Raw genomic sequence first — 13,606 nt, 5'->3', positions numbered from 1 at the left:
CTCGTGCCCTCCCACCGCAACGACTGGTCGACCCGGCACTCCGTGCAGGCCGTCGCCCGGCGCACCGCCGTCCTCGTCAACGCCCTGGGCGACCCGGGGACCGAACCGGACACCGTCGTCCGCCTGCTGCGCGAGCACGGCGAGACCGGTGACCTCGACGTGTCCGGCCGCGATCTCGCGGAGATGCGCATCGCCGCCGCACGGCTGCGCGAGGTGTTCGCCGCCGCGCACGTGGACGCCGCGGCCACCGCCCTCAACGCCCTGCTGGCGCGCGGCGCGGGACCGCTCCGGCTCACCTCGCACGACGGCGCGAGCCCCTGGCATCCGCACCTGGACGGCAGCGACGACGCGCCCTGGGGCGAGTGGTTCCTCGCCTCGTCGTGCATGGCGCTGACCGTCCTGGTGTGGGACACCCAGCGCGCCCCCGGCGGCGTCTGCGCCTCGGCCGGCTGCTCGAACGTCTATCTCGCCCAGGGCAGCGGCGCCGCCCGCCGCTACTGCTCCCGGCGCTGCGCCACCCGCGAGCGGGTCGCCGCGCACCGCCGCGCGGCCAGGGCCTCGGGAGCGGGGTGAGAGCAACGGCGGTAAGGCGAAAGGACGTTCAGCCCTCCGGGTGACCGCCCGGCGCCCTCGGCACCACCAGACCCGACTCGTACGCGGCCACCACCGCCTGCGTCCGGTCCCGCAGCCCCAGCTTGCCGAGCACCCGGCTCACATGGGTCTTCACGGTCTCCTCGCCGACGTGCAGCCGGGCCGCGATCTCCGGGTTGGAGAGGCCCTCCGCCATCAGGCGGAGCACCTCCGTCTCGCGGGGCGTGAGGGCGTCGAGGCGTGGGCCGTGCCCGGTGGTCCTGCCCGGCCTGAGGCGGGCGAACTCGGCGATGAGGCGCCGCGTGACCGTCGGCGCGAGCAGGCCCTCGCCCGCCGCGACCACCCGGACCGCGTCGAAGAGGTGCTCCGCGGTGACGTCCTTGAGCAGGAAGCCCGCCGCCCCCGCGGCCAGCGCGTCGTACACGTGCTCGTCGAGGTCGAAGGTGGTGAGGATGAGGACGCGCGTGTCCGTGCCCGCCAGGCGGCCGGTCGCCTCGATGCCGTCCATCACCGGCATGCGGACGTCCATCAGGACCAGGTCGGGGCGCAGCTCGCGGCAGAGGCGGACCGCCTCCGCGCCGTCCGGCGCGGTGCCGACGACGGCGAAGTCGGGCTGGGTGGCGAGCAGTCCGGCGTAGCCGACGCGGACGACCTCGTGGTCGTCGGCGATGACGATCCGCAGGGGCGCGGCGGGGTCGCGGGGGTGGACGGTCATGCGGCCTGCTCTCGTGGCGGGACGGGGAAGGTCGCCTCGATCAGGAAGCCGCCGCCGCGCGCCGGGCCCGCCCGCAGCGCGCCGCCCGCCATGGCGGCGCGCTCGCGCATGCCGAGCAGGCCGTGGCCGCCGCCGTGCCGCGCCGAGGAGTGCGGGCCCGGCCCGTTGTCGCGCACACGCAGGCGCAACGCGGCAGGCCCGTAACGGAGTTCGACGTCGACGGCGGCGCCCGGCGCGTGCCGGCGGGAGTTGGTGAGGGCTTCCTGGACGATGCGGTACGCGGTGAGCTCGACGCCCGGGTCGAGGGGCCGGATCGGTCCCTCGACGATCAGGCGCAGCGCGCCGCCGGAGGCGTCCCTGGCGTCGTCGACGAGCTCGCCGAGCTGCTCGATGCCCGGCTGCGGACGGCGGTCGGGCACGGCCGCCGGGCCCGCGTCCTCGCGCAGCACGCCGAGCAGCCTGCGCATCTCGGTCAGGGCGGTGCGTGCGGTGTCGCCGATGGCCAGGAAGCGCTCGGCACCGGCCGCGGGCAGCTGCGGTGTGGTGAGCCGGGCGGTCTCGGCCTGGACGGCGATCATCGAGATGTGGTGGGCGACCACGTCGTGCAACTCCCGTGCGATCCTCGCCCGTTCGCCGCGCGCCGCGTGTGCGAGCAGCGTGTCGGCGATGGCCCGCTCGGTGGCGGTGTGGGCGAGCGCGGTGTCCCTGGCCCTGCGGGCGAGCCCGGTTCCGGCCGCCGCGGCGGTGGCCGCCGCGATCAGCGCGGCGAGGAAGCGGGCGCCGGTGCCGGTGCCCTCCGGCGCGCCGATCGCGTACGCCACGAAGGGCAGCGGCAGCAGCGCGGCGAGGATCTTCGTTCCCTGGCGGCCCACGCGGTAGAGGGCGTAGAGGAGGGCGCCGAGCCCGGCCGCGGTCAGGACGTGGAACGGCGTGAGCGACAGGAGCCCCGCGGCGCCCGCCACCAGCGCCGCCGCGCCCACGGCCCGGCTCCTCGCGATCGCCGCCCCCGCGCTCCGGCCCGCGGCCGCCGGGGCGGCGAGCACCGCGACCGGGGCCGTCGTCGCCAGGGCGAGGGACAGGGGCAGCGGAAGCGGGAGCCGGCCGTCCGCGCGCAGCAGCACCTCGCCCGCGGCGGCCAGCGCGAGGAGCGCGGCGGCCACGACCGGGGCCTCGGGACGCTCCCCGACCTGCCCGCGCCACAAGGAAGTTGTCGCCTTCACGGGTGTCATTGTCACTGGCGCGGGGCGCGGTGGAGTCCCTCACGTGAGGGATACGAAGACCGCTCCGGCGCGTGACGCCCCGCGCCCCGGACCTCCCTAGCCTCACTCCGTACGAGACGCACGGTGTGACGGGGAGGGAGCGGGCGCATGACAGCGACCGTCGGAGAACACGAAGGACACGAAGGACACGGGGAACACGGGGAGCACAGGGGACACGGCGGACTTCGGCAGGCGGGCATCGACGTGCGCGGGCTGCGCAAGCGGTTCGGTGCCGTCACCGCCGTGGACGGGCTCTCCTTCCGCGTGACGCCGGGTCAGGTGACCGGGTTCGTCGGGCCGAACGGCGCGGGCAAGTCCACGACGCTGCGGATCATCCTCGGCCTGGACGCCGCCGACGAGGGGACGGCGCTGATCGGGGGGCGCCCCTATCAGGCGCTGCGCGCCCCGCTCCTGGAGGTCGGCGCGCTGCTCGACGCGGCCGCCCTGCACCCGGGCAGGAGCGGGCGCGGCCATCTGCTGTGGATGGCGCACTCGCACGGCATCGCGGCGCGGCGCGTGGACGAGGTGCTGGAGCTGGTGGGGATCGGCGGGGCGGCGCGACGGCGCGCGGGCGGCTACTCGCTGGGCATGCGGCAGCGGCTCGGCATCGCGGCGGCGCTGCTCGGCGATCCGCCGGTGCTGCTGTTCGACGAGCCGGTCAACGGCCTCGACCCGGAGGGCATCCAGTGGATCCGCGGGTTCCTGCGGACACTGGCCGCACAGGGGCGGACGGTCCTGGTCTCCAGCCATCTGATGGGCGAACTGGAGGACACCGCCGACCACTTGATCGTCATCGGCCGGGGCCGCGTCATCGCCGACACGAGTGTGCGGGAGCTGCTCGCCACCGCGTCCGGCGACCGCGTCGAGGTGCGCACCGGCGAGCGCACCCGCGCCATGACGGTCCTCACCGAGGCGGGCGCGGGTGTCGCGGCGACCGGCCGGGACACGCTCACCGTCTCCCGGCTGGCCGCGGAGCGCGTCGTGGCGCTGCTCGGCGGGGCGGGCGTGGCGTTCTCCGGCGTCGCCGCGCACCGGGCGACGCTGGAGGAGGCGTACATGGAACTCACCAGGGACGCCGTGCAGTTCGCGGCGGACACCGCGCCCGAGGGCGGCCACGGCCCCGAGGGAGGTGCGCGATGAGTACCCTCACACCCCTGCGCGACGGCGGCACCGCGCGCGGCGGCCGGGACGGCTTCGCCCGGCTCCTGCGCGCCGAGTGGACCAAGCTGCGCACGGTGCGCCGCTGGGGGTTCACGCTGGTCGGCGCGGTCCTGGTGACCGTGCTGGTCTCCCTGTTCTCCGCGGTCAGTTCGACCTCCGAGACCGCGCGGGGCGGCGGTCCCGCGGGGCCCACCGGGGCCGACGGGCAGCCCGTGCGGGACGACTTCTCCTTCGCGCACCGCACGCTGACCGGCGACGGCGGCGTCACGGCCCGGGTGACCGTGCCCGCCGCCGAGGGCCCCGGCGGGACGCCCGAGTGGGCCAAGGCCGGGGTGATGATCAAGGAGAGCGCCCGGCCCGGCGCCGACTACGCGGCCCTCATGCTCACCGCGCGCCACGGCGTGCGCCTCCAGAGCGGGTTCACCCGCGACGTGGCGGGCTCGGGCGCCTCGCCGGGCGACACCCGCTGGCTGCGGCTGACCCGCGCGGGCTCCCTCGTCACCGGGTACGAATCGACCGACGGCCACGACTGGCGGAAGGTCGGCACGGTCGACCTGGACGGCCCCGGCGACAAGGCCCGCTCGACGGACGCGGTGGCGGCCGGGTTCTTCGTCACCTCGCCCGACGTCCAGGCGCGGGAGCGGGAGTTCGGCAACGCGTCCATCGACCAGCGCCCCTCGCGGTCCACCGCGCGCTTCGACCGGGTGACGCTCGACGGCCGGGCGACGCCCGCGGCCTGGCGGCACAGCGAGATCGGCGGGGACGTCGGCCGCGCGGCCGGCGAGCTGCGGCGGACCGGCACCGCCTACACGCTCAGCGGATCGGGTGACATCGGCCCGGCCCCGCCGCCCAACGACCTGGCCGTGATGGCCATGGACGGCGCCCAGTTGGGCCTGGTCCTGATCGCCGCGCTCGGGGTGCTCTTCATCACCGCCGAGTACCGCAGGGGCATGATCCGTACGACCTTCGCCCTCAGCCCGCGGCGCGGCCGGGTCCTCGTCGCCAAGGCCGTGGTGATCGGCGCGGTCTCGTTCGCCGCCGGGCTCGTCGCGACGTTCACCGCGTACCTGGTCAGCGCGCCCGAGCTGCGCGGCGACAACACACCGCCGCTCTTCGGCGACATCGGTCTGGGCGACGGCCCGATGCTGCGCGCCGTCATCGGCACCGCCGCCGTGCTCGCCCTGATCGGGGTGCTCGCCCTGGGGCTCGGCGCGCTGCTGCGCAGCACGGCCGCCGCGATCTCCGTCGTGGTGGTGGTGTTCGTGCTGCCGCTGATCCTCCTGAGCACGCTGCCGCTCGACCTGGCCCATCTGGTCCAACGCCTCACTCCGGTGGCCGGGTTCGCGGTCCAGGGCACCCTGCCGCGCTACCACCAGGTGGCGACCGTCTGCCTGCCGGAGGAGGGCTGCTATCCGCAGGGACCCTGGACCGGTCTCGCGACCCTCGCCGCGTACGCCGTCGTGGTGCTCGGCGCGGCGGTGTGGCGGACACGGAGGCGGGACGCGTGAGGGCGCGGCGCGGCGCGGCACGCGTCCTGGGCGGCGGCCGGTGGCTCGGCGCGCTGCACTCCGAGTGGACCAAACTCCGTACGCTGCGCAGCACTTGGTGGCTGCTGCTCGCCGTGGTGGCGCTGACCGTCGCGGCGGGCGCGGTCACCACCGCGGCCCTCGGCCCCGGCGACTGCCCGGTGCCCGCCGACTGCCACGAGGACACCGTCAGGCTGAGCCTCACGGGGGTGTGGCTCGGGCAGGGTGCCGTCATCGTCCTCGCGGTCCTCGCGATGAGCGGCGAGTACGGCACGGGCACGATCCGTACGACGCTGACGGCGGAGCCGGGCCGGGTGCGGGTGCTGGCCGCCAAGGCCGTGGTGGTGGGCGCGCTGACGGTGGCGGCGGGGTGCGCGGGGGTGTTCGGGTCGCTCGTCGCCGGGCGGGAGCTGCTGTCCGCCGACGGGTTCGCGGTACCGGGTCTCCTGGCGGGGCCGACGCTGCGGGCGGCCCTCGGCTCGGTCCTCTATCTGGCGCTGGCCGCCCTGGTGGGCCTCGGCACGGCGGCCGCCCTGCGCGACACGGCGGCCGCGGCGACCTCGGCGCTCTTCCTCTTCTACGCCCTGCCGGTGCTGGCCGGGCTCCTCGCCGACCCCGACTGGCGCGAGCGCGCCGAGGAGCTGACGCCCTCGACGGCCGGCCTCGCGATCCAGTCGACCGTCGGCCTTGACCGGCTGCCGATCGGGCCGTGGGCGGGGATCGGGGTGCTCGGCGGGTACGCGGCGGGGGCGCTGCTGGCGGGCGCGCTGGTGCTGCGGTCGCGGGACGCGTGAGCGGGGAACCCGGGGCTCCGGCCTCGTACGGAGTACGGAGAAGGGCCTCCCGCCGAGTGGCGGGAGGCCCTTCCCACGGTGCCGGCGGTGCGTTTCACACCGGCGCCGGAACGGTCAGCCCAGGATCGACAGCGCCTGGTTGAGCGTCGCCGACGGACGCATGACCGCGGAGGCCTTCGCCACGTCCGGCTGGTAGTAGCCGCCGATCTCGGCCGGGGAGCCCTGCACCGCGATCAGCTCGTCGACGATGGTCTGCTCCTGCTCGGCCAGCGTCTTGGCCAGCGCCGAGAACGCCTCAGCGAGCTGCGCGTCGTCGGTCTGCTTGGCCAGCTCCTGCGCCCAGTACAGGGCGAGGTAGAAGTGGCTGCCGCGGTTGTCGATGCCGCCGAGGCGGCGCGACGGCGACTTGTTCTCGTTCAGGAACGTGCCGGTGGCGCGGTCGAGGGTGTCGGCGAGCACCTGGGCGCGCGCGTTGCCCGTCTTCGTGGCGAGGTGCTCGAAGCTGACCGCGAGGGCGAGGAACTCGCCCAGGCTGTCCCAGCGCAGGTAGTTCTCCTTGACCAGCTGCTGGACGTGCTTCGGGGCGGAGCCGCCGGCGCCCGTCTCGAAGAGGCCGCCGCCGTTCATCAGCGGGACGACCGACAGCATCTTGGCGCTGGTGCCCAGCTCCAGGATCGGGAAGAGGTCGGTCAGGTAGTCACGCAGGACGTTGCCCGTGACGGAGATCGTGTTGAGGCCCTCGCGGATGCGCTCCACGGACACCTTGGTGGCCTCGACCGGGGACAGGATCTTGATGTCCAGGCCCTCGGTGTCGAACTCCGGCAGGTACGCGTTGACCTTGGCGATCAGGTTGGCGTCGTGCGCGCGGGTCTCGTCCAGCCAGAAGACGGCCGGGTCGCCGGTGGCGCGGGCGCGGGTGACGGCGAGCTTCACCCAGTCCTTGATCGGGGCGTCCTTGGTCTGGCAGGCGCGGAAGATGTCGCCCTCGGAGACCGCCTGCTCGATGAGGGCGTTGCCCTCGGCGTCCACCAGGCGGACGGTGCCGGTGGTGGGGATCTCGAAGGTCTTGTCGTGGGAGCCGTACTCCTCGGCCTTCTGCGCCATGAGGCCGACGTTCGGGACCGAGCCCATGGTGGACGGGTCGTAGGCGCCGTTGGCGCGGCAGTCGTCGATGACGACCTGGTAGACGCCCGCGTAGGAGGAGTCCGGGATGACGGCGAGGGTGTCGGCCTCGGCGCCGGCCTTGTCCCACATGTGGCCCGAAGTACGGATCATGGCCGGCATGGAGGCGTCGACGATGACGTCCGAGGGGACGTGCAGGTTGGTGATGCCGCGGTCGGAGTCGACCATGGCGAGCTCCGGGCCCTCGGCGAGCTCGGCCTCGAAGGACGCCTTGATCTCGGCGCCGTTCGCCAGGGCCTCCAGGCCCTTGTAGATGCCGCCGAGGCCGTCGTTCGGGGTCAGGCCCGCGGCCGCGAGGTCGGCGCCGAAGGCCGCGAAGGTCTTCGGGAAGAAGGCGCGCACGACATGACCGAAGACGATCGGGTCGGAGACCTTCATCATCGTGGCCTTGAGGTGCACGGAGAACAGGACGCCGTCGGCCTTGGCGCGGGCGACCTGGGCGGTGAGGAACTCGCGCAGGGCGGCGACGCGCAGGACGGAGGCGTCGACGACCTCGCCCTCGACGACCGGTACGGACTCGCGCAGGACGGTGGTGGAGCCGTCGTCACCGACCAGCTCGATCCGGAGCGCGCCGGCCTTCTCGATCACGACGGACTTCTCCGTCGAGCGGAAGTCGTTCTCGCCCATCGTGGCGACGTTCGTCTTCGAGTCGCCGGTCCAGGCACCCATGCGGTGCGGGTGGGCCTTGGCGTAGTTCTTGACCGACGCGGGGGCGCGGCGGTCGGAGTTGCCCTCGCGCAGGACCGGGTTGACGGCGCTGCCCTTGACCTTGTCGTAGCGGGCGCGGATGTCGCGCTCCTCGTCGGTCTTCGGGTCGTCCGGGTAGTCGGGGAGCGCGTAGCCCTGTCCCTGCAGCTCGGCGACGGCGGCCTTCAGCTGCGGGATCGAGGCCGAGATGTTCGGCAGCTTGATGATGTTCGCCTCGGGCGTCTTGGCCAGCTCGCCGAGCTCGGCGAGGGCGTCGGAGATGCGCTGGCTCTCCTCAAGGCGCTCCGGGAAGCTCGCGATGATCCGGCCCGCGAGCGAGATGTCACGGGTCTCCACGCTGACCCCGGCCGTCGAGGCGTACGCCTGGACCACCGGCAAGAACGAATGGGTCGCCAGGGCCGGGGCCTCGTCAGTGTGGGTGTAGATGATGGTCGAGTCAGTCACCGGGTGCTCCGCTCCGCGTCTGCAACATTGCTCGACATCAAGATATCTCCTACCTCCCCCCGAAAGGACAGGGCCCTCGGGGTCCCGATCTCCGTAGACACTGTCTACGCGATGGGGTAGACAGTGTCTATGACTGAGGGAGCACGACAGAGGGACCGATCGGAACCGGAGGCCGGGCTGCGGGCCCGGCTGGTCGACGTGGGGGTCGAGCTGGTCGCCGCCGAGGGCGTGCAGGCGCTGACCCTGCGGGAGATCGCCCGCAGGGCGGGAGTCTCGCACGGGGCACCCCGGCGCTACTTCCCCACGCATGTGGCCCTGCTCTCGGCGATCGCGCGGCGGGGCTTCGCGGACCTGGGGGCGCGGGTGGCCGAGGCGGCGGGCGAGGGGAGCGCGCGGACGCGGCTGAAGGCGCTGAGCCGCGCCTACCTCGACTTCGCGGCGGAGCACCGCGGGATGTTCGAGCTGATGTTCCGCCACGACCTCCTGGAGAGCGACGGCCTCGGCCTGCGCGAGACGAGCCTGCCGCTCTTCGACGTCCTGGTCGGCCTGGTGGCCGAGGCCCGCCCGGCCTCCGACGCGGGAGCACGGACCGTCGCGGGCGCACTCTGGGCGAACCTGCACGGCATCGCACAACTATGGGGCTGGGGCAGCCTCCGCCTCGCCACGGGGGCCGAAGACGTGGAGGCCCTGCTGGAAGCGACGCTGACGGCACATCTGGGACGGGAGGACGGCGCGTGACTTCGGGTCGGGCGATACGGGGGGCTGGCCGCGGGCCTGAGACAGAGGGCTTGTCCGGGGGGCCGGAGGGTCGGGGCCCGGGAGATGGTCCGGAGGGTCGGGGCGTGACCGACGACCCGAAAGACCAAGACCCGGCCGACAGCCCGCAGAACCAGAGCACGGCCGACGCCCCGGCGCACCGGAACCCCGCAGGCGGCCCGAAGCCGTGGCGCGGGGTCGGTAACCCGCCGAAGCCGTCCGCGGACGACCGGACGCGGCCCCGCTCCCGGATCCACCGCCGGCTCACCCTCGCCTGCAGTGTCGTCGGGGCCATGGTCGTCGCGTTGGACGGGACCGTGCTGAGCGTCGTCCAGCCTGCTCTCCAGCGTGATCTGGACGCCTCGTTCACCGAGGTCCAGTGGACCAGCACCGGCTATCTGATCGCCGTGGCGAGCCTGCTCGTGTTCGCGGGGCGGCTCGGCGACCGGTACGGGCACCGGCGCCTCTTCGCCGTCGGGACACTCGGCTTCGCGGCCGCGTCGGCGGGCGTCGGCTGTGCCACCGACGTCGGCTGGGTGATCGCCCTGCGCGTCGCCCAGGGGATCTTCGGGGCGCTGCTCCAGCCCGCCACGCTCGGGATGCTGCGGGCCGCGTTCCCGCCGGACCGGCTCGGGATGCCGATCGCGCTGCGGACCAGCGCGATCGGCCTGTCGGCGGCGGCAGGCCCCGTACTCGGCGGAGCGCTCGCGACGCACCTGGGCTGGCGCTCGGTCTTCTTCCTGAGCGTCGTGCCCGCGCTCGCGATCGGCCTGCCGGCCCTGCTGGTCCGGGCACCCGCGCCGGCGAAGCCGGCCCCCTCGCCCGGCCTCGACCTGCCCGGCGCGGGGCTGCTCGCGGTGACGCTGGCCTGCCTCGTGCACACGCTCGTGGGCCTGCCCGGAGCGAGCGGGCCCACGGCCCCCGTGGCGGGGTTCGCCGCGACGGCGGCGGCGTGCGCGGCGTTCGTCCTGCGCGAGCGGCGCGCGGCGAGCCCCCTGGTGCCGCCCCGCCTGGTCCGCTCGGCCGCGGTCGGCCCCGCCCTCGCGGTCCTGCTCGCGGGCTCGGCGGCGATGTTCGGGACGCTGTTCGTGGCGACGTACTTCCTCCAGGACGTGCTCGCGCTCGACCCGCTGGGCAGCGCGCTGCGGGCGCTGCCGCTCGCCGCGGCGATGGTGGCGAGCGCACCGCTCGGGGCGGTGCTGCTGCGGCGGTGGGGCCCACGGCGGACGATCACCTCGGCGATGGTCCTGCTCACCGCGGGCGTCCTGGTCCTGTCCCGCCCGGGTCCGGCCTCGGCCCCCCTGATGTCGGGCGGTGGCTTCCTGCTCGTCGGCGCGGGGTTCGGCACGGTGATGGTCGCCGCGACGGCCGTCGTCGTACGGCACGCCCCGGTGGCCGACGCCGGGGTCGCGGGCGGCCTCCAGCAGACCGCGATGAACGTGGGCCCGACCCTGGGCATCGCCGCGGCGACCACGCTGATGACCGCCCTGGCAGCCCCCGGCGCCCGGCCGGACGGCGATCGACCCCGCTGGTCCGACGGGGAGTTCCTCTCCGCGATGGGTCCGACGCTCACCGCGCTCGCCGTGCTCGCCGCGCTGGGCACGGCCCTCGCGACCCGGCTGCCGCGCCGCACCCAGCCCCGGCCGGACGCCGGACCGGCCGGGGTCAGCGGGCAGCCAGCGCCGCGTCCACCATCCGCAGCGTCGCCCGCGCCTGCGCCTCCTGCGCCGGGCCGCCCAGCCGCAGGGTGAAGGCGGCGCTGGTGACGGCGGCGGCGCCGTCCGGCGTCACCCCGCACTCGGAGACGGAGCCGAGACTGGTCCCGCCGTGGAACCAGATCCCGTCGTCGCGCCCGGCCACCGGGCGCCAGGCGAGGCCCAGGCCGTAGCGGACGCCGTCCGCCGGGATCCAGTCGTCGGCGGGCACGGTCTCCCGCATCGCCGCCAGCTGCGCGGGCCGCAGCAGCCGGCCGCCGAGCAGCGCGCGCAGGAACACGCCGTGGTCGTGCGCCGTGCTGATGACGCAGCCGTCCGCTCCCCCGCCGAAGCCCAGCGTCGTGTCGGTGGGCCGGGCCTCCTCGGGGAAGTACGTGTACGCGGTGGCCGTGGGCCGGGGCACGTACGGCGACGTGCCGGGCGTGAAGGTGCCGCGCAGGCCGAGCGGCCCGATGATCCGCTCGTGGACCTCCTGGGCCCAGGAGTGCCCGGTGACGGCCTCGACGACCAGGCCCGCGACGACGTAGTTGGTGTTGGAGTACTCCCACCGCCGCTCCTGCGCGGGGTCGTCCGCGTCGGGCAGCCACCGCGGCGGCTCGCGCAGGGCCGCCGTCAGCTGTTCCTCGGGCGTCTGCGTACGGAAGCGGCCCCGCCGGTAGGTGTCCGGCGTGAAGTCCCCGGGGTCGGCGCCCAGGGAGAGGTAGTCGTTCAGGCCGCTGGTCTGGCGCAGCAGGTTGGCGACGGTGATCCGGCGGCCGTCGTTGCCGTGGCCGCGGACCGCGCCGGGCAGCCACCGCTCGACGGTGTCGGTGAGCCTCAGCCGCCCCTCGCCCACGAGCTGGAGGACGACGGTGGCGGTGAAGGTCTTGGTGTCGCTGCCGATGCGGTAGTACGCGTCCCAGGGCACCGGGTCCTTCGCCGCGAGGTCGGCGACGCCCGCTCGGGCCCGCATACGGCCGTGCGCGTCCTGGACCTCGGCGAGGACGCCGCTCACCCCGGTGGCGAGGACGGCGTCGACGTCCCGCTGGAGGGCGGGCGCCCGCCGGGCGGCGGTGTTGGCCCGGGAGGCGGTGCGGGCCCGGGACGCGGCGGAGGCGGGGGACGCGGCGTGGGCGGCTCCCGTCAGGACGGCCGCCGCGGCGGCGACGAGGCCCGCGCGCCTGCTCAGGTCGGTCATCACAGCTCCTTCGGCTTCGCGCAGGTGAGGTCGCCGGCGGGCAGCTTCCCATCGCGCAGATAGGTGTTGACGGCACGGTCGGCGCAGGGGACGGGCATGAGGCCGTCGTTGCCGCGCCCGTACACGCCATGCGAGCGGATGTCCGCGGTCAGCAGGCGCGAGCCGGTGAGCCGCTCGTGCAGGGCGAGGGCGCCCTCGTAGGGGACGTTGTTGTCGTGGCGGGCCTGGAGCATCAGGAGCGGCACGGAGTTGCCGATCCTCGTGCCGGGTTCGCGCGGCTCGCTCCCCCAGAACGCGCACGGCGCGATCATGCCGTTGACGTACGGCCCGAAGACCGGCTGGGCGGCCCGGCTGCGCTGCATGTTCCGCCAGTACGTCGCCGGGTCCTTCGGCCAGCCGCCCGCGGGCCAGCCGCCGTCGCCGCACATGAAGACCGCGCCGCCCACCATGCTGCTCTCCAGCTCGGGCGAGGCGAGGAGGTCGAGGAGTCCGGTGAGCGCGGGGCCCGGCTCGAACTCCTCACCCGCGGCGGCCTTCTTCAGATCCGATACGACTTCGGCAAGTTGCGGGTCGTTCTCCTCGTGCTGGACGAGCTGCTTGAGGATGATCCGCAGCAGCGGGGCGTCGAGGCGCTGCCCCTCGACGGGGATCGGGCGGCGCTCGGCGCGTGCGAGCAGCCGCTCCACGTCCGTCCGCACGCGACCGGTGAGCGCGGCCTCGGCGGGCGCGCCGGACCGCTGGAACAGCTCGTACTGCGTGGCCGCGGGGTCCGTGGAGGAGTCCAGGACGATCCGGTCGGCGCGGCGCGGGAACAGCTGGGTGTAGACGGCGCCCAGGTCGGCGCCGTACGAGATGCCGTAGTACGAGAGCCTGGGCTCGCCGAGCGCGGCCCGGACGGCGTCCATGTCGCGGGCGACGTTGCGGGTCGAGGCGTGCGGCAGGAGCGTGGCGTTGTCGCCGTGCTCCCGGCAGCGGCGCGCGGTGTCGCGGGCGGCGCGCACCGACTTCTCGAAGTCCGCGCGCGGGGTGGTGGTTTCGGCGGGCGGGGTCGGGCGCGGGGCCTTGCCGCAGGTGACCGGGGTGCTCTCGCCGAGGAAGCGGGGGTCGAAGCCGATGAGGTCGTAGCGGTCGGCCACGTCCTTCAGGGCGGGGCGCAGCGCGAGGGTGTTGGCCAGCCCGGTGCCGCCGGGGCCGCCGGGGTTGGAGAGCAGGATGCCGCGCCGCTCGCCCGGCGACTTCGCCTTGATGCGGGAGATCGCGATCTGGATCGTCCGGCCGCCGGGGTCGGCGTAGTCGAGCGGCACGGTCACCTTCGCGCACTGCGCGCCCGCCTCGTTCAGCTCCTTCTGGTCCGCGGAGCAGGGGCCCCAACTGACGTTCTGGCGAACGCTCTTGGGGGTGTCGGGCAGGCTCGCGGCGGCCACGGTGCCCGCGAGTAACCCGACGAGGCCCAGGCCCGCGGTGACTGCTGGGACGACGCGCATCGTGCTCCTAGGTTCGTGTGCCCGGTCCGGCTGTCCGGCCGGTGAAGTCGATCACCACGCTAGGAACGCGCGGGGCTGCGGACCATCCGGCCAC

General features: G+C 74.8%; 11 protein-coding genes. 6 read left to right on the top strand and 5 right to left on the bottom strand.

Annotated elements, in window-relative coordinates; all coding sequences use genetic code 11:
• Window positions 1-3 precede the first annotated feature (3 nt).
• On the top strand, window positions 4-573 hold the full coding sequence (locus tag AB0L89_RS26100) for a CGNR zinc finger domain-containing protein (RefSeq protein ID WP_365145428.1): 570 nt from the start codon (window positions 4-6) through the stop codon (window positions 571-573).
• Window positions 574-601: 28 nt separating this feature from the next.
• Here the strand turns inward: AB0L89_RS26100 and AB0L89_RS26095 are convergent, their stop codons facing one another.
• Complete coding sequence (locus AB0L89_RS26095) at window positions 602-1,306, bottom strand: response regulator transcription factor (protein ID WP_365145425.1); 705 nt, start codon at window positions 1,304-1,306, stop codon at window positions 602-604.
• Window positions 1,303-2,526 carry a histidine kinase gene (locus AB0L89_RS26090; protein ID WP_365145422.1) on the bottom strand — a complete coding sequence of 408 codons (1,224 nt, stop codon included), beginning with the start codon at window positions 2,524-2,526 and terminating at the stop codon, window positions 1,303-1,305. Before AB0L89_RS26090 ends, AB0L89_RS26095 begins: the two co-directional genes overlap by 4 nt.
• 147 nt (window positions 2,527-2,673) lie before the next feature.
• Here AB0L89_RS26090 and AB0L89_RS26085 point away from each other — a divergent pair, with 147 nt between their 5' ends.
• Genes AB0L89_RS26085 through AB0L89_RS26075 form a run of 3 tightly spaced genes read left to right on the top strand, consistent with a single transcriptional unit; the run spans window position 2,674 to window position 6,046 of the window.
• On the top strand, window positions 2,674-3,705 hold the full coding sequence (locus AB0L89_RS26085; RefSeq protein WP_365145419.1) for an ATP-binding cassette domain-containing protein: 1,032 nt from the start codon (window positions 2,674-2,676) through the stop codon (window positions 3,703-3,705).
• Window positions 3,702-5,234, top strand: a complete 1,533-nt coding sequence (locus tag AB0L89_RS26080; RefSeq protein WP_365145416.1) for an ABC transporter permease subunit — start codon at window positions 3,702-3,704, stop codon at window positions 5,232-5,234. The genes AB0L89_RS26085 and AB0L89_RS26080 overlap by 4 nt, the downstream gene beginning before the upstream one ends.
• Window positions 5,231-6,046 (top strand): ABC transporter permease, encoded by an 816-nt coding sequence (locus AB0L89_RS26075; RefSeq protein WP_365145413.1) that lies wholly within the window; start codon window positions 5,231-5,233, stop codon window positions 6,044-6,046. The genes AB0L89_RS26080 and AB0L89_RS26075 overlap by 4 nt, the downstream gene beginning before the upstream one ends.
• Window positions 6,047-6,160: 114 nt before the next feature.
• On the opposite strand, the gene AB0L89_RS26070 is transcribed toward AB0L89_RS26075, so the two are convergent.
• Window positions 6,161-8,380: an NADP-dependent isocitrate dehydrogenase gene (locus tag AB0L89_RS26070; RefSeq protein WP_365145410.1), complete on the bottom strand. Its 2,220-nt coding sequence runs from the start codon at window positions 8,378-8,380 to the stop codon at window positions 6,161-6,163.
• A 129-nt stretch (window positions 8,381-8,509) separates the two neighbouring features.
• On the opposite strand from AB0L89_RS26070, the gene AB0L89_RS26065 reads away from it, so the two are divergent.
• Together AB0L89_RS26065 and AB0L89_RS26060 are read left to right on the top strand one after the other, a co-directional pair.
• On the top strand, window positions 8,510-9,118 hold the full coding sequence (locus tag AB0L89_RS26065) for a TetR/AcrR family transcriptional regulator (protein WP_365145407.1): 609 nt from the start codon (window positions 8,510-8,512) through the stop codon (window positions 9,116-9,118).
• A 311-nt stretch (window positions 9,119-9,429) separates the two neighbouring features.
• Window positions 9,430-10,887: an MFS transporter gene (locus AB0L89_RS26060; protein ID WP_365145909.1), complete on the top strand. Its 1,458-nt coding sequence runs from the start codon at window positions 9,430-9,432 to the stop codon at window positions 10,885-10,887.
• Here AB0L89_RS26060 and AB0L89_RS26055 read toward each other — a convergent pair.
• On the bottom strand, window positions 10,802-12,028 hold the full coding sequence (locus AB0L89_RS26055; RefSeq protein ID WP_365145404.1) for a serine hydrolase domain-containing protein: 1,227 nt from the start codon (window positions 12,026-12,028) through the stop codon (window positions 10,802-10,804). The two genes, AB0L89_RS26060 and AB0L89_RS26055, sit on opposite strands and share 86 nt — an antisense overlap.
• A complete protein-coding gene (locus tag AB0L89_RS26050; protein WP_365145401.1) occupies window positions 12,028-13,512 on the bottom strand; it encodes an alpha/beta hydrolase in 1,485 nt (494 codons plus the stop codon). Before AB0L89_RS26050 ends, AB0L89_RS26055 begins: the two co-directional genes overlap by 1 nt.
• Between the last annotated feature and the right edge of the window lie 94 nt (window positions 13,513-13,606).

This window comes from Streptomyces sp. NPDC052114, assembly GCF_040680155.1.
Classification (GTDB): domain Bacteria; phylum Actinomycetota; class Actinomycetes; order Streptomycetales; family Streptomycetaceae; genus Streptomyces.
The sequence above is the reverse complement of the archived record's forward strand: the minus strand, read 5'-3'. Positions and strand labels throughout refer to the sequence as shown.

What these genes read in the sequence shown, in the direction of transcription:
- AB0L89_RS26095 (WP_365145425.1), bottom strand. Translation starts at nt 1,306, where the DNA reads ATGACCGTCCACCCCCGCGACCCCGCCGCGCCCCTGCGGATCGTCATC.
- AB0L89_RS26085 (WP_365145419.1), top strand. Translation starts at nt 2,674, where the DNA reads ATGACAGCGACCGTCGGAGAACACGAAGGACACGAAGGACACGGGGAA.
- AB0L89_RS26080 (WP_365145416.1), top strand. Translation starts at nt 3,702, where the DNA reads ATGAGTACCCTCACACCCCTGCGCGACGGCGGCACCGCGCGCGGCGGC.
- AB0L89_RS26065 (WP_365145407.1), top strand. Translation starts at nt 8,510, where the DNA reads ATGACTGAGGGAGCACGACAGAGGGACCGATCGGAACCGGAGGCCGGG.
- AB0L89_RS26060 (WP_365145909.1), top strand. Translation starts at nt 9,430, where the DNA reads ATGGTCGTCGCGTTGGACGGGACCGTGCTGAGCGTCGTCCAGCCTGCT.
- AB0L89_RS26055 (WP_365145404.1), bottom strand. Translation starts at nt 12,028, where the DNA reads ATGACCGACCTGAGCAGGCGCGCGGGCCTCGTCGCCGCCGCGGCGGCC.
- AB0L89_RS26050 (WP_365145401.1), bottom strand. Translation starts at nt 13,512, where the DNA reads ATGCGCGTCGTCCCAGCAGTCACCGCGGGCCTGGGCCTCGTCGGGTTA.